Source organism: uncultured Anaerovibrio sp., from assembly GCA_902786545.1.
Taxonomy (GTDB): domain Bacteria; phylum Bacillota; class Negativicutes; order Selenomonadales; family Selenomonadaceae; genus Anaerovibrio.
The window spans coordinates 1-16,400 of sequence record CADACU010000039.1; the positions used below are offsets into that span (position 1 = coordinate 1).

Genomic DNA, 16,400 nt, shown 5'->3' on the forward strand with positions numbered 1-16,400 from the left:
TGAGCTAAGCCTTCTCCTCTGGAGAAGCACCTACAGGCACTAGGAGCAAAGCTCCGTCGGTGGCACACGAAGTGTGACGGATGAGGTTTTTACCGCATAACTTTGTTGACACTGCGAAAAATGTCCTCAGTGTACATTTTTTAGTACGCTTCTGGGATTTTCCTTGTGTCGCCTCGTTCTGCGGCAAAATTCCTGCGCACCGACACTTAGATATATTGTAAGATCTTGTATTTGCTGTATAACTTTGTTGACATATATTATAGGAGATTTATATGGTCGATAACCGTTTGATTGTGGCCCTTGATTTTCATAAAACAGAAGATGTAAAGCAGCTTGTAAACACACTGGGAGACAGCGTCAGCTACTACAAGGTTGGCATGGAGCTGTTTTACAGTGAGGGAGCTCAGGTAATTTCCTTCCTGAAGGAAAAGGGGAAAAATGTCTTTTTGGACTTGAAGCTGCATGATATTCCCAATACGGTGGCGGAGGGGCTGTGTTCTTTGATGGTACAGGGTGCTGATCTGGTAAATGTACATGCCTCCGGTGGTTATACTATGATGAAAACTGCCGCTGACCGACTGAAAAAAGCCGCAGCAGACCAAGGCATAGCCTGTCCCAAGCTGATTGCAGTAACTATTTTGACTAGTATCAATGAAGCCGATTGGCAGGGACTGGGAATGACCTGTACCATAGGTGAACAGGTGGTTCGGTTGGCCAAGCTGGCGAAAAAAGCCGGTTTGGACGGTGTGGTGGCTTCCCCTCAGGAAGCATCCGCTATTCGGGAAGCCTGTGGACCGGATTTTTTGATAGTAACTCCGGGAGTACGGCCAGCTGGTGCATCCATTGACGATCAGAGCCGTATTGCTACACCGGCTTCGGCATTGCAAAACGGTGCAACCCATCTGGTGGTTGGCCGGCCAATTCGTGCCGCGGAAAATCCGAAGGCCGCCGCCGAAGCAATAATTAAAGAAATGGAGAGTGTAAAATAATGGCAGAACTGAAAGCCCTTGCAGAAAACGAAGTAGAGGATATGCTGCTGGAAACCGGCGCTATTATGGAGGGACATTTTTTGTTGACCTCCGGCCTGCATAGTCCACGCTATGTAGAGAAATTCAATGTGCTGCAAAAGCCTTTATATACTGAAAAGCTTTGTCAGGCTATGGCTGCCAAGTTTAAGGATGCCAATATTGAAACGGTGGTTGGTCCAATGACCGGTGGTATTCTTTTGGCCCATGAAACCGGCAAGGCGCTGGGGACCAGAGCTATTTTTACCGAACGGGTTGATGGCAAGATGACCTTTCGGCGGGGCTTTACCCTCCATGAAGGTGAGCGGGTCCTGATCGTTGAGGATATTGTTACCACTGGTGGCTCCATTCGGGAGGTCATTGATGTGGTAAAGGCTCATGGCGGTGTACCTGTGGCTGTAAGCATGCTGGTGGACCGCAGTGGCGGCAAGGCCACCTTCGGTGATGTTCCAAGTACGGCATTGCTCCATATGGATGTTCAGACATATGAGCCTGATAATTGCCCTCTCTGTAAGCAAGGAATTCCAATGACGAAGCGCGGGAGTACTGGAAAATAAGAGGTATACTTTCCCTAAATAGCAGCGTAGCCACCGAGCCAAGTAAAACTTGGTTTGGTGGCTTTTTTAATAAAATTCAATATTAAAATCTGCATCCAGTCTTGGACAGCTTGGCCTGGATATAGTGGAAGGCAGTGCTCAGGTTGTTACAAGTGCTGTTGCAAGCCTGCTGCCGGGTGGACAGGCCTCGCACCGGCTCTTATGGGAATGTATATCGCCGGTAATGAGTATGATGAACTCAGAGACAGGGGCGTTGATGTGCGGACCGCATCCGAGGCTGCGGTTTTTAATGCTGCAGTTCAGACACCGTTAGAGTATCTTGGTTTTTCAAAAATGTTCAAAAAATTGCCCGTTAATTCCTCACTAAAGGGGTACACACGGGAATTTGCCGAGCGGGTGCTTACCGAGGGAACGACGGAATTTTTACAGGAATATCCGGAACAGGTTTCGCAGATTTGGGCGCTTAACCACGATAAGCCTGCAGAGGATATCGCAGAGATGGTTCAGGATGAATTGGGAAATATTACCCGTGATGCTGCATACAGCGGACTGATTGGCGGTATATTAGGCGGAACCTTTGGTGGAGCGCATATGGTTCTGGACAGCAGTCTCCACCACGCCGTGGAAAAAGAGATACATAATACCAAGATGAACTTGGTAGAGAGCCAAATTGCGAATATAAACCAAACGGAAACCAATCCTGTTTTAGCGGCACAGGTAATCAATTCATCAACAAATGATATGGTTTATGTGGACGGCACGGCACTGCAGGAGTATGCCCAGACCTCCGGAAAGATGAAGGAGCTGGCCCAGATTTTGGGCGTTGAGGAAGAAGATATAAAAAGAGCCGCCTCCGATGGCGACTATCTGGATATCAGACTCGGCAACTTTGAGGCGGCTGCAGCAAAGCATAATGGTTTCTTCCAGGCAGTAAAAGACGATACTGCCTTTGAGGACGGCGGGTATACCGTTAACGGTGAGAAGTTGTATAAGCAGGAAGTGGAAAAGTCCAAGCAGAGAGCTGCCGACCTTGAGGTCGAACAGGACGGTGTGCTTACCAGTATGCTGACTGCCGGGGTGGAACGCAAGCAGGCCAACGCTTTGGTAACAATGCTCACCAACTATGCCATGATAATGAATCCGGAAAATCCGGCACAGTGGATGCGGGATAATGCTCTGAGGTTTAAGCAGGGCGGCGTGGCTGGCGCTTTTAATCAGGCAGTTAATGTAAAAAGAAATTTTGGCCCAAAATATAAGTTAGTTGATATAGATGGATTTTCTGATTTAATCGGTGATACTACTATGACCGAAGACGCCTACAAGAAGGCTATAAATTTTATTCAAAATAAATTGGCGTTACCAAATATTAAAGTGACCACATCAGATCTCGCCGCTGTTTTTAATTTTAGAGGCGTTGGAGCTGGAGCTACGGCAGAGCATATTGTTCGTGCAAGGTCGGGGAAATCTAGGTCACATAAAAATACAAGAGTAGCTAGGAATATAACAATAAGTAATCCAACAGAAATACTAAAAAATGCTGTGTTAATGGAAATTCAACCGACAAAACATTCAGATGGACCAAAGAAGGTTAATGGCAAGCCCGGTGTAAATAGTTACCGATTTGTAATTCCAGTGAGATTTAAGCAAAAACCGCAGGTCCTTGTTGTCACAGCGGAAGGATTCGACGAAAATATTTTTGATAAACTGAATGATGTTGCACTGTATGAGGTATATGAAAAGAAAATACCATCCTCGGAGACCTTAGCGGGTCAATCCAAAGATGGTATTTCTATTGACTATAGTTTACCAGAATTGCTGCACAATGTCAAAGATTTAAATGGAAACCCATATGTGGTTGACGGGAAACTTCAGTTTGAAGACGAAATGGTTATGGATGTAACCAATAATGATTATGCTCAGCTAGGCGAAGCTGTTGAAAACCAGAAGGATGATGTCCGTAAGCAGTATGAAGGTACTGACCAGTGGATGAAGGCGCCTAATGGCGAGGATACTAACCTCACCGAAGACCAGTGGTTGGCTGTGAGGACACCAGCTTTTAAGGAATGGTTTGGTGACTGGGAAAAGAAACCCAAGCAAGCCTCTAAGATTGTAGACGAAAATGGTGAACCAATGGTTGTTTATCATGGCACTCCGTTGGGTGGTTTTACTGAGTTCAAGCGTGAGCTGAATTATTTTACAGCTGACAAGGAATATGCTGACCGATATCAGGACCCGGGCGCGAGCAGTGATTATGTGAAGGGCGTTCACGAGGAACTGGGTGATGCGATGACTTATCCGGTATTCCTTAATATCAGAAAACCATTTGATACTCGCAAAGCGAAGGAAAGGAAGATATTTGAAAATGAGTTTTACAGGCAGTGGGGTAATGGTGTGCCATTGTCTGAAAAGGGCCTTCCGGACTGGACCGACTCTGATGATTTCAGAGAGTTCTTTGAAGAGAACGAATATGATTATGATGGTCTGCTGCTTGACGAGGGAGGAGTGCCTGGCGAAGATGGTGAAGTGAAATCTCGTGGTATCAGTTATGTTGCATTTGAATCCACCCAGATAAAGTCCGCTACTGACAACAACGGCAACTTTGATGGTAATGATCCAAATATCTATCACCAGGAAGGTGACATCATCAAGGGCGCATTCAATCCGGAAATGCAGGATGGTCAGTACATTATCAGCCTTTTCAAGGGGGTGGATGCCTCTACAGTTATTCATGAGACGGGCCACTACTTTGTAGAGACCATGTGGAAGGCCATTGAGTCCGGGCAGGCCACTAAGCAGGTGGAAAATGACTTTGATACCCTGCTGGAGTATGCCGGTATGACTCGGGACCAGTGGGCGGCTGCCGATACCCAGGGCAGAACCACAGCCCATGAACGGCTGGCCGAGGCCTTTGAGACATACATTATGGAGGGCAAGGCACCGAGCGAACAGCTTAAGCAGGCCTTTAAGAAATTCGCCGAATGGCTCAAGGCCGTATACCAGACTATCCGCCGCAGTGACAATGCTATTCCGCTTACAGATGATGTCAGACAGGTATTTGACCGTATGCTGGCAGCGCAGGACGATATCGCCGAGGCAGAAAGGGTAAACAAATACTTTGCCAATCTCCCAAAGGTGATAACGGATAAAATGTCCGATGCCACTAAGGCAAGGGTTGAGTCCTTCATAGAAAATGCCCGGGAAAAAGCCGTGGATATTCTCACCCGGAAAGCCATGGCTAATTTCACCAAGGAACGCAGGGAGGAGATAGAGAATTATCGGGCCGAGATTCTTCCGGAGGTATCCGAGGAGGTCAAGGAACGCCGTGTGTACAAGAATGGATATACCCGAAAGGATGTAAAAAAATATCAGGAGCTTCAGGACATAGTAACGGGGGAAAATGAGGTCGGCAGGCAGCTTACCGATGAAGAAGAAGTTTTTATGATGCAGTTTGATTTGACTGCGGAAAATTTTGGTTATTCTTCAGCGGATGGTACTTACCAAGTCACTGGAAGAAAAAACTGCATAAAAAGTAATAGCCGTCGGGCCAGTGTAAAAGCTGACTTGACGGCTATTTTTTTGAGGATATTTATTGTGATAGAGTATTGACAAATCAAAATAAAAGATATATAATTAAACCATAGAAAAGAGGAAGCGGGTTATGAAAATAGACCCCCAATAAAATAAGGTGGTGATAGGATGACTGAAAACAAAAATACATGGGGCGGCAAAAGAGAAGGAGCTGGTCGCAGACCCAAAGCCCATGATGGTACGGAACGAAAGATGAGATCTACCAGAGCCTCTGACGAAGAGTGGGAGCTAATCAAAGAGTTTGCCCAGCTCCTAAAGGATAGCCCGGAAAAGGCCAAGAAAGCATTACAAGACCTAAAGAAATAGCAAAGAAAATAGTTTAGCCGCCGGCGTTATGTCCCGACGGCTTTTTTATGTGACCAGAATGTATCATAAGATTTTAGCCTGCATGGCACAAGGGCTCTGCATCATATAAAAGGTCCATTGATATATAACCTTTTTTCCGGATAAACGGGAAAGAGGGTATTTTTTTTTAGAAATAAAAGGGTATGTTTTGAAGGAATTTTTAACGATATATAGAATATAAAGAGTGAAAAATATGATAACACTCCTTGATTTATCTTAAATTTAGTATAAAATATAAGGTGTTTTATGCGAGGAGGGAGAGCAAAATGGCAACGAAAAGCATTTCAAAAAATATAAATGTTAAAGGTCGTAAGCAAGTTAAGAAGCTTGTTGATGCTCTGGAGCACGCTCACCAGCATAGGGGAAAGACTGTTACTATGTCTAGGACTGTTACTGAGGTAAAAAAGGATGAAGTAAACGAGTTTTTCGTTAATTATCTTTGAGGAGAATAGTTGTGCTGGGATTTATAAAAATCAATTTACGAGATATGTCCGAAAAGATGGATCTGGAACAAATTAAGACCATCCTTTCGGATTTTTATTGCCCATATAATAAGGATGTGGATGAGTTTATACAGTTTAAAGCCTTGGAATTTTCAAAACAGCATTTGGCATCGACATATCTGGTGTTTGCATCCTGCCAAAAGAAGCCTGTTTTAGTTGGATACTTTGCATTGGCATCTAAGTATTTCCATATTGATGCGAGAACAAAGAACCGGATAGGTAGCAATCTACGGAAAAGAATTAGTAAGTTTGCTGATTATGATGCTTTCCTGCAAAGATACATTGTACCCGCTCCTCTTATAGGCCAGTTAGGGAAGAATTATAAGAACGGTTACGACAAACTGATTACCGGGGACGAACTGCTTCAGATTGCTTGTGATACTGTTAAAGAAGGGCAGCGTATTCTTGGTGGCAAATTAGTTTATTTGGAGTGTGAGGATGTACCCTCATTGATTCGCTTCTATGAAGAAAATGGTTTTTGCAGTTTCGGAAAACGAGAACTTGATGGTGATGAACGAGATAAAATGAAGGGGCAGTACCTAATCCAGATGTTAAAGTATCTTGGCGAATAGTATACCTCTTATATTCCGGTACGCGGCAGTACGGGCAAGAAATAAAATATACCGGCCTTTCCAGTTTGGTGAAAAAACTAATTGGGAAGGCCGGTTTTATTGTTGAAAAAATATAAAAATATGCAGGAAAATATACTATAGTATAGAATTTAAGAAGATAAAGGTTGGAAATATCTGACCATTGAAAGGCTGCAGGGGATTTATGAGGAGGTATTTTCCCTGCAAGAAAGTGTTTTAGAAAGAAAGAGAGGTTAACCGGGTATGAAAAAGGTACTTATGCTGGCAGGGGATTTTGCTGAGGACTATGAAGTGATGGTTCCATTCCAGGCTTTAGGGGTTGCCGGGGTTCAGGTGGATGTTGTTTGTCCGGGCAAAAAAAGCGGCGAAGCTATCAAGACCGCAATTCATGATTTTGAAGGTGATCAGACTTATTCTGAGAAACCAGGTCATCTGTTTATTTTGAATGCTACCTTTGATAATGTATCAGCTGAAGATTATGATGGATTATATATTACCGGTGGCCGTGCTCCGGAATATATTCGTCTTGATCCGAAGGTAATCAGCATTACCAAATATTTTATGAACAACAACAAGCCAGTAGCAGCTATTTGTCACGGTATTCAGGTGCTTACAGCAGCGGATGTGGTAAAAGGACGCACATTGACTGCTTATCCGGCAGTTGGCCCGGATGTAACAGTTGCTGGTGGCAATTTCCAGAATGTTGATGCTGACAAGGCTGTCGTAGATGGCAATTTGGTGACATCACCGGCTTGGCCTGGCAATACAGCTATCTGTAAAGAATTCCTGAAGATTTTGGGTTAATGTTATGAAGAAGGCTGTCGCAATGAATAATAATTCGGCAGCCTTTTTTAAAAAATATAATTTTAAAAGTATTTAGCCATAACAGTTTGCTATATACTGGTAACAGGGAGAAGGTGTAAATATGAAACGGTTTTCCATAGGCAAAAAATGGGGAGTAAATACCATATCCGGTATTTGCCGCTGTTTTTTCGTGCCTTTTTTATGCCTGGCCCTGATTATAATGTTACCTGTCGAGGTATCAGAACAGACACAATCATACAATAATGCTTTGGCGGCCGTACATCGAGGTAAGACGCATAAAGATGTACGGGTTGGTTATGTGGAAACACCATACTTCATGCAGGGGATGAGTGATGATTCTTTAAAATCCGGTATGGCATACGACTATATTCAGAAAGTATCATATTATGCAAATTGGAAATGCAAATATGTATATGGGGACTGGAACACCATATTGCAGAAGCTGTACGCTGGGGAAGTTGATATTATGGCTGGTGTTTCTAAAACACCGGAGCGCCAAGAAAAGCTTCTCTTTCCGGATTATGCCATGGGGTCAGAGAATTATCACCTTTTTTGTAATGTCAACAATCCATTGGTTAGTAAAGGAATTGATGGAATTAAAGGGATTACTGTCAGTGTAAATAGTAACACCATCATGGTGGATATGCTTCAACAGTGGAACGAGGATGGAAACCGTGGAATAAATATCAGGACATATAGGGGGAACGAGGATCGCTATAGGGACTTTAAGGCTGGCTTGGCTGATGCTACAGTTGATACTGATAATGCCATTAAGCCGGAGGATCAGGTTATACCAATAGCCAAGATTGGCCAATCAGATTATTATCTGGCCGTCAATAAACAGCGTCCGGATTTATTGGATGATTTGAATTATGCCTTAGTCAAGATAAATTCTACATATCCCAGCTTTACCATTAAGTTATCTAATACATATTTTTCCGGCTGGGCTGTATTGGCCCAGCTTCAGCATGAGGAACTTATCTGGTTAAACGAACATCCGGTAATTTCTGTAGGTTATGTTGATGATTATCTGCCATTATCTGATACGGATGAGAATGGCAACACTAATGGCATTATTAAGGATATTCTTCATGAAATGTTTGCCAAGCTGCATATTCAGGATAAGGTGCTATTTTCTTATGTTCCGTTTAAGAGCTATGAGGATATGGTTGATGCCCTAAAAGATGGCAGAGTCGATGTGGCGTTTCCTATCAATTATGATGTTGCCAAAGCTGAACAGGATGATATATACCTTACCAGTGAAGTCATAAATGTACAGATGTATCTGATTTATGCCGGTGATTATTCTGATATTGATTTGCGCCGCATGGCAGCTAAACGGAATAATTCCATAGGTGATATATACATAAAGGAACATTTTCCTGATGTTGAGCTGGTATATTACGATGACATAAACAGCATGCTGGATGCTGTGAAAAACGGTAAAGTAGATGGCTGCGTGCTGAACCAGTTCCGGAAGGACAGTTTTTTGTTAAGGCCAAGCTATAGTGAACTGCAGACAATTATGCTCAAGGACAGCCTTGGTCGATGCTTTGGTGTTTCCTGTGGAAATAGTGAGCTTTTATCCATTCTCAATCGGGGTATTACTAACTTGCCGGATGAATTTGGCCTTAACTCCAGCTATGCCTATACCGGGCAAATAGCACCGATGACATTTAAAGATTTCATGCTGAAGCATGTTGTTCTCTTTATCTTGATTGTTGGTTCTCTCAGTGCGATTATCAGCGGCCTTGTTGCTTATATTTATTTAATTCGCCGCAATAGAGAACGAATGGATTATATGGCCCATTATGATAGCCTTACTACATTGCTAAACCGTAACAGCTTTGAAACAGTTGTTGATAACAGTGAAAACCAGTCAGTAGAAGGGAATATGGTTGTGGTGGCAATGGACCTTAACGGTTTGAAGGCGGCCAATGATAATATAGGGCATGAAGCAGGTGATGAACTGCTGCAAGGCGCGGCTGCCTGTATGAAGAAGGTGCTGATGCCTTATGGGCAGGTGTTCCGGACCGGTGGCGATGAGTTTATGGCCATACTTAATCTTGATTCGGAAAAGTGGCCGGATGTTCTGCAGCGTCTGAAGGAGGCCTTCACCAACTGGACCGGGAAAAAGGTAGAGCATTTATCGGTGTCTATTGGTGCAGTTATGAGCTCTGAAGTAGAATATCTGACACTGAACAAAATGATTACTATGGCTGACCAGAGGATGTATGAGGATAAATCAGAATATTACCGGCGCAGTGGCATTGACCGAAGGAAAAACAGATAAAAAAAGCTCACCAGATTGTTAATGTCTGGTGAGCAATTTTTGTTAAGCTATATTACTTTAAATGCAGATTGCCAATGCGGCTACAGCCAACAATCCTGCAAATGTGCCAATTCTTAATTTGTGGATAGACATACGATAGTTGAAATTGTTGTCCTCAGTGCAGGAAAGGTTATAACCTTCGAGAAAGCTGTAATGACGGGTGTTGATGGACATAATTGCTGCTCTCATAATTCATACCTCCCTAATAAATTATTATTATTTTATTTGGTTATAGTATAATAGATAGCAGGAATATCATCTGCCAATTATCCGACTAAAAATGTTCTGAAAACGACAAAAAGAGGAAAAATGATAAGCAAGACTACAGTAATTCGCCTATCGGCCAATAACGAAAAAGAACAACTTCACAATACACCGCTATTTCCTTGTAGTGCCTACTATTCTGATTTGCAAACCGGGGGAATAGAAGTAATTCCTTGGCATTGGCACAAGGAATTGGAATTGATGTACATTGTGTCTGGCAGCGTCAATGTGGTGTATGGAGCAGAAAAGGCTACCTTGAAGCCAGGAGATGGTTTTTTCTGCAACTCAAAGGTTTTACATAAATACAACCTGGTCAGTGAAAAGTGCCGGATATGCTATCTTGTATTTGATGAAAATCTGATTAGCGGCGGTATAGGAACAATTTTTTATCAAAAATATGTACACCCAATTGTAACAGCTGAGACATTTCCGGGAAAATATTTATCCAAGGATATAATCAAGGACAGAGAGGCAATTGAAGGCATTAAGGCAGCTTTTTTGGCCGCACAGCGGGAACAAGCCGGCTTTGAACACGATATACGGTATTATTTAGGCAAAGTGCTGGTAATACTGGGACAGCAATCACATCTGCCTATGACGCGACATATAACCTTGCCAATGGAACGGGTAAAGGAAATGGTGGATTATATCCATATGCATTACGGGGAGCCTATTTCCACTGACCAGCTGGCTTTTCATGCGGGAATCAGTGAACGGGAGGCACAGCGATGCTTTCAAAAAGTATTTAAAATGTCACCTCGTCAGTACATCCATAATTATCGCCTGCAGGTGGCGGAAGAAATGCTTTTGGAAACTTCAGAGTCTATTTTGGCCATTGGCTTGGCCTGCGGTTTTTCCAATCCCAGCCATTTCAGTAAATCATTTCGTGCGTATCGTGGCTGTACGCCATATGCTTTCCGGCATAGAAACCAATAGTATATCTTATTCATTGTGCTATAATTTAGGACAAAAGATAAAGCAATCTAAAATAGATGAGGAGTGCAGGGTATGAAGTATAATTTTGATGAAATTGTGGATAGGCAAAATACCAACTCATTAAATACCGATGGGTTTCGGGGCTATATTTTTCATGCGGGACCGGAAAAGGTGTTCCCATACAAGGATGAGGAATTTGTGCGGATGTGGGTTGCTGATATGGAATTTGCCACACCACAGCCCATTATAGATGGTATAAAGGCCCGGCTGGACCGGCGAATTTTCGGTTATACTATGATGTTCAAGGATGATTATTACAATTCCTTTGCCACTTGGTGCAAGACTATGTATGACTGGGGCTTTCCCAAGGAAGAGCTTACATTTTCGGCTGGCGTTATTCCGGCTCTGTATCAGTTGGTGGAACTGCTGGTTGCCAAGGATGAAAAAATTATTATTCACACACCGGCCTATGGGTATTTCCAGCATACAGCGGAATACAACCATGTGGAGTATGTAAAGGCACCTCTGCTGAAGGACAATAACGATTTTAGAATTGATTTTGAGGAATTGGAAAAAATAGCTGCTGATCCAAAGGTAAAGCTGCTTATCTGGTGCAATCCCCACAATCCATCCGGCCGGGTATGGAGCGAAGAAGAATTACGGCGGGTGGCAGCGATTGTAGAAAAAAATGATTTGTGGATTATATCAGATGAAATTCATTGTGACCTGCTGCGAACTGGGCTCAAGCATATTCCCATGGGGAAGGTTATGCCGGACTATAAGAAGCTTATAACCTGTATGTCAGCCAGCAAAACCTTTAATATGGCAGGTTTGATGTTTTCTAATATCATCATCCGGGATAAGAAGCTGCGTAAAAATTTTAATAATCGTGATAAGAATATAGGGTTTTTAAATCCATTATCCATTGCGGCCCATCAGGCGGCTTATGACCATTGTGGCGAGTGGCTGGACCAGTTAAAGACTTATCTCGATGATAATTTTGCCTTTGTGGATAATTTTTTAAAGGAAAAGTTGCCGGATAGCGTATTTAAAATCCCTGAGGCAACTTATTTGGCCTGGGTAGATATGGGCAAGTGCCTGCCAGGGGTTGAAAATATGGCGGATTTCTTTGCCAATAAGGCTGGAGTGCTTTTAGAAGGTGGCGATGATCTCTTTGTGGGTAACGCCAAGGGGTTCATTCGTTTGAATTTAGCTATGCCCCGGTCGGTAATCGATACAGGCCTCAACCGAATGTATGAGGCAATAAAGGAATATAACGAGCTTTAAGATGTCCCCCACCTCTTTAGGTTGGGGAAAACAAACTACAACAGCTGGCGAGCATATCTCCCAGCTCGTTGCGACGCGAAGCTAGTCCGTTAGGGAAACGCTAATTGGAAGATTTTTCTTCTAAAGAAGAAAAATTTGAACAATGGCGTTATAAGGAGCAATTATGAATAAAAGAGTTAGGCATTGGGGTATAGTTCTGCTGATGGTTGTAGCAGCTCTTTTGATGGCAGGCTACGCCATCGGAGCGTATTTTGTGGATTTTGCCTTAAAGAGAGGTAATGATACTGATCCATTGGCACCGCCAGCTGCGTGTGTAAATATTCACGATAAAGGCCGGAAGGTTCCGCCGGAATTAACTGCCGTAAAGAAAAATTGGGAGGCCGTATCCTCCGATGGACGGCATTTGGTTGCTACTCACTATATGCCGACAAATCCGGGAAAGCGATGGGCCATATTGGTCCACGGTTATGGACGGGACCAACGCTATGCCAATAATTATGCTAAGGCTTATCTGGCCCACGGTTATCAGGTGCTGACACCAGATCTTTGTGCATCAGGCGAAAGTGAAGGACAGTACATTACTATGGGGGTAAAAGAAAGCCAGGAAATTGTCGTTTGGGCTAAACAAATCAAGGAAAAGTATCCGGATGCCCAAATAGTATTGCACGGGGTATCAATGGGGGCCGCCACAGTGTTGATGGCCGCAGCCCGGGATGATTTGCCGGGGCTGGTGGCTGTAATAGAGGATTGCGGTTATACCAGTGCCTATAAAATGTTTTCCAACCAATTAGGCGTTATTTTCGGTTTGCCGGAATTTCCTATTATGAACTGTGTTGATGTGGTCAGTGGCATAAAGACAGGGGTTAAAGTTTCTGATGCGGCACCTGTAGAAGTGGTGAGGAAAATTAAAGTGCCGGTTTTATTCATCCATGGCGAGGCTGATAAGCTAATTCCACCGGCAATGATGGAGGAGCTATATACGAAATGTGAGGCCCCAGCTGCCAAATTCACTGTTGCAGGAGCTGGTCATGCTGATTCCATGAAAACGGAACCTGAAAGATATTGGTCAGAAGTATTTGGTTTTTTGGCAAAGACTGAGGGGAACTGAAATTAGGAAGACGGTTATAGTCGTTGGAGTATGTTATTTCCAATAAAATCTTATTAAGTCGGAGAATACAAGGCACAGAAGTGTTGTGGTAATAACGGCCAAATTAAATTTGGTGCCATAAAGGAGATAAAATGGCTGATTTAGGCAAAATGCTGATATACATCGGTATAATTCTGGTGGTTGTAGGATGTGTTATTCACTTTGGGGGGAAGCTGGTTCCCTTTGGCAGGTTGCCGGGCGACATAAATATAGTGGGAGAGAACAGTTCCTTTCATTTCCCGGTGGTTACCTGTATTATAATTAGTATTGTTTTGAGTGTGATCGCCAATCTTTTTCTAAAATAGTTGTTTGATGGTATTAAGCAAGGAATAAATTAACCAGATTTCCAAGGGATTATCCGGATGATCTGGTGAAATGAAAATTCTAATTTATGAGAGCAGTGCATTTGCATTGCTCTTTTATTATTGCAGGAAATTCGGATTATATGGAGAAAATAACTCAAAAGGGAAAATGTTTTTACACATCCCTGCCTGTAGTAATACAGAATGATAGTAAAATATATTTCACCATTAACTATATATAATTATATTCTTTAGACGATAATAGAGGTAGTGGAGAAGATATACGAGGGGTGATTGTAATGAAAAAATATCGGAATGTAAAATTAACACAGAAAAAGAAAGCCATTCTGGCAGCACTTATTTTTACTGGTTGTATGGCCATTTCGTCAAGTTCTTTGGCTGAAGAATCACCATATCTGGATGTAGTCGATGTGAAATATGACAATAATCCTTTTGCCCAGCTAACTTTTATGCGACAAGGCTACGGTATTGGTACAGCTGGTAAGACGGGTAAGGAATGGATAGTAGATCCTTCAAAATACAATTTGGATGAAAAGCTAATCAACGCAATGGTAAAAGGCACTTCCTATTGGTCGGAAATGTTGGGGTCAGGGGCCAAAAATACGCTGCCATGGCAAATATTTATCCATGCTAATTATGACCGAAATGCTTACGCAACGCCTATTTCCTTTATATCGGATGGGAAAAAAATTGATGTTAAACCTGAATTTTTATATGTAAAATCACAGATTGTTAACAATTATAAATTGGATGCTTTGACATATGAAAAGGCCAAGACGGGTGTGCTACCAGCTGGTCATTATGGATATAGTGATATCGAGATTGGTGCTTATATAGGCGCTAATCGTAAGGAAACAATAAATGGATGGTGGGTTGATACAGATACCGTACTGCCTACCAATGAACAGGCAGCTGACTTTACGGCGACCATTCGTCATGAGCTAGGTCATGCCTTGGGAATTCTTGCGGCCAGGACTTTCCAGGGGACAAAAGCATTTATTGTTAAGAATATTACAGATAAAACTTCGTGGACATTGCACCTATACGATGAAAACGGCAATCAGGCCAAGGCCGGGCGGCAAATTGTCACAACCAAAATGTTTAACGAGTTAAAACAAAAAGATCCAAGCCTGCAGCCGGAGGATTTCTTTATGGTTGATGATAAAGTCGATACCTCGGGCAAAGGGTATGCCTTTTTCCGTGGAGAAAATGTGACGGAGGTGCTGGATGGTGCAAAATTCTTTGGTATCAGTGGCCTGCCGGTTAATGGCTGGGAAGACGGTATGTTTGATGGTAGTCACTTGCATACTGCCGGAATGATGAGCCATCGGCCGTACAGCAACTATACTTCCCTTCTAGAGGTGGAGTTAGGCGTTATGCAGGATTTAGGCTATACTATCGACCGCAAGGCTCTCTTTGGCAGGTCCATTTATGTCAATGGTGAGGATATTATAAATAATCAGGGATATTTTGCCAGAAATGATCAGGGAACGGCGTACCTTACCAATACATTCAGCCAGGTTCCATTGGGAATTGGTCTGCATATTTATGGATCAAATAATACAGTTACCCAGAGCGGTAATATTCTCACTAAAGGTATTGGTGCTACCGGGGTGCGGGTGGACGGTGCAGGCAATACCCTGACTATTCCGGCTAATACGACCATTAGTGCTGATGGTTATCGGGGAAACGGTGTTCTGATTGCCTATGGCAATGGACAGAATGTGAATCATGCCGGCACGGTAACGGCTAATGGTGACAAGGGAACCGGTATACGATTTGATTTCGGATCCAGTTCAAATGGAGCCCTTGATGAATATCGTGGGTCCTATATCCGCTATAAACGGTTTGTTTCAGGGTATAATGAAAAAGAACCGGCAAAAGCCGGTACTATAATTAAGGCTGATAACCTGGTACTGACAGATATGAATTTTAACCAGTACAATTCCAATAACCAGGAATTAAACGGTGCCATGGTAGATAACTATAATCTTTCCGGAACTTTGGTTGGTATGGAAAATGCCATTTATATTGGCAAGAATGCCTTTGTGAAAAATATCAATATAAACGATGGAGCCAGCCTTCAGGGCAATATAGTTTCTGATTGGAAACAGTTTGGTGATGAAGCCTGTGAAGGGGCTTATGACGGAGATGGCCAGAAGCTGGATGTTCTTCGCATACAATACAATGGCAATTACGGGAAAAATGGTTATGAGTACAGTATGTATATTCCTGACTTGGTAACCAATCTAAACTTTAATAACAAAAATATGAGTTACAATGGCAATATCATCGGTGAAGATAACATGAAAATGAATGTTACTGGTGGAAGGCTTAATTACGGTGGCAAGGCCGATGTAGTTAAGGTAACGGTGGCCAACAAGGCTGAGCTGCGGGGTGGTACTTATAATCTAAAAGATATGTCAGAGGATTTAGCACCTGATTTTGAAGACGACAATACTGGTAATTTATACAATTTGGGTACAATCGGGGCTGCTAGCCAAGACAGTGAAATGAGTATAAAAGGAAATCTGGTTTCCAAGGGAGTACTGGCTGGCTATGCCGGAGGCGAAAAGGGGCAGATTGTGGTTTCCGGAACAGCAAATGTAGATGGTTCTATGATTTCCATTGACAATGCATTGCCAGGGGATGAAATGACGGTGCTGAAGGCTGACAGC

General features: G+C 42.9%; 13 protein-coding genes and 1 pseudogene. 13 read left to right on the forward strand and 1 reads right to left on the reverse strand.

The window, feature by feature from the left end; genetic code table 11:
* Window positions 1-272: 272 nt before the first annotated feature.
* The 8 genes from pyrF (at window position 273) to QZV24_RS08180 (ending at window position 9,726) form a co-directional block, all read left to right on the forward strand.
* Window positions 273-989: an orotidine-5'-phosphate decarboxylase gene (pyrF, locus tag QZV24_RS08145; RefSeq protein ID WP_294522660.1), complete on the forward strand. Its 717-nt coding sequence runs from the start codon at window positions 273-275 to the stop codon at window positions 987-989.
* Complete coding sequence (gene pyrE / locus QZV24_RS08150; RefSeq protein ID WP_294522663.1) at window positions 989-1,582, forward strand: orotate phosphoribosyltransferase; 594 nt, start codon at window positions 989-991, stop codon at window positions 1,580-1,582. Before pyrF ends, pyrE begins: the two co-directional genes overlap by 1 nt.
* Before the next feature lie 201 nt (window positions 1,583-1,783).
* Window positions 1,784-5,188, forward strand: coding sequence for a hypothetical protein (locus tag QZV24_RS08155; RefSeq protein ID WP_294522665.1), 3,405 nt, complete (start codon window positions 1,784-1,786; stop codon window positions 5,186-5,188).
* 90 nt (window positions 5,189-5,278) lie between these two features.
* A complete protein-coding gene (locus QZV24_RS08160) occupies window positions 5,279-5,476 on the forward strand; it encodes a hypothetical protein (protein ID WP_287450760.1) in 198 nt (65 codons plus the stop codon).
* A gap of 305 nt (window positions 5,477-5,781) precedes the next feature.
* A complete protein-coding gene (locus QZV24_RS08165; protein WP_294522672.1) occupies window positions 5,782-5,958 on the forward strand; it encodes a hypothetical protein in 177 nt (58 codons plus the stop codon).
* 11 nt (window positions 5,959-5,969) lie between these two features.
* Window positions 5,970-6,590 (forward strand): N-acetyltransferase, encoded by a 621-nt coding sequence (locus tag QZV24_RS08170; protein ID WP_294522675.1) that lies wholly within the window; start codon window positions 5,970-5,972, stop codon window positions 6,588-6,590.
* A gap of 261 nt (window positions 6,591-6,851) precedes the next feature.
* On the forward strand, window positions 6,852-7,412 hold the full coding sequence (locus tag QZV24_RS08175) for a DJ-1/PfpI family protein (RefSeq protein WP_294522678.1): 561 nt from the start codon (window positions 6,852-6,854) through the stop codon (window positions 7,410-7,412).
* Between the two features lie 121 nt (window positions 7,413-7,533).
* Window positions 7,534-9,726, forward strand: a complete 2,193-nt coding sequence (locus tag QZV24_RS08180) for a diguanylate cyclase domain-containing protein (RefSeq protein ID WP_294522681.1) — start codon at window positions 7,534-7,536, stop codon at window positions 9,724-9,726.
* Window positions 9,727-9,783: 57 nt separating this feature from the next.
* Here the strand turns inward: QZV24_RS08180 and QZV24_RS08185 are convergent, their stop codons facing one another.
* A complete protein-coding gene (locus QZV24_RS08185; RefSeq protein ID WP_294522684.1) occupies window positions 9,784-9,954 on the reverse strand; it encodes a hypothetical protein in 171 nt (56 codons plus the stop codon).
* Between the two features lie 120 nt (window positions 9,955-10,074).
* Here QZV24_RS08185 and QZV24_RS08190 point away from each other — a divergent pair, with 120 nt between their 5' ends.
* From QZV24_RS08190 to QZV24_RS08210, 5 genes and pseudogenes are all read left to right on the forward strand, one after another.
* Complete coding sequence (locus tag QZV24_RS08190) at window positions 10,075-10,965, forward strand: AraC family transcriptional regulator (protein WP_294522687.1); 891 nt, start codon at window positions 10,075-10,077, stop codon at window positions 10,963-10,965.
* A 72-nt stretch (window positions 10,966-11,037) separates the two neighbouring features.
* Entirely contained in the window at window positions 11,038-12,252 is a 1,215-nt protein-coding gene (locus tag QZV24_RS08195) for a MalY/PatB family protein (RefSeq protein WP_294522690.1), read from the forward strand.
* A 163-nt stretch (window positions 12,253-12,415) separates the two neighbouring features.
* Window positions 12,416-13,360 carry an alpha/beta hydrolase gene (locus QZV24_RS08200; protein WP_294522693.1) on the forward strand — a complete coding sequence of 315 codons (945 nt, stop codon included), beginning with the start codon at window positions 12,416-12,418 and terminating at the stop codon, window positions 13,358-13,360.
* Between the two features lie 131 nt (window positions 13,361-13,491).
* On the forward strand, window positions 13,492-13,704 hold the full coding sequence (locus QZV24_RS08205; protein ID WP_290657295.1) for a DUF2905 domain-containing protein: 213 nt from the start codon (window positions 13,492-13,494) through the stop codon (window positions 13,702-13,704).
* Between the two features lie 296 nt (window positions 13,705-14,000).
* Window positions 14,001-16,400 (forward strand): annotated as a pseudogene (locus QZV24_RS08210) (autotransporter outer membrane beta-barrel domain-containing protein); the annotation flags it as partial.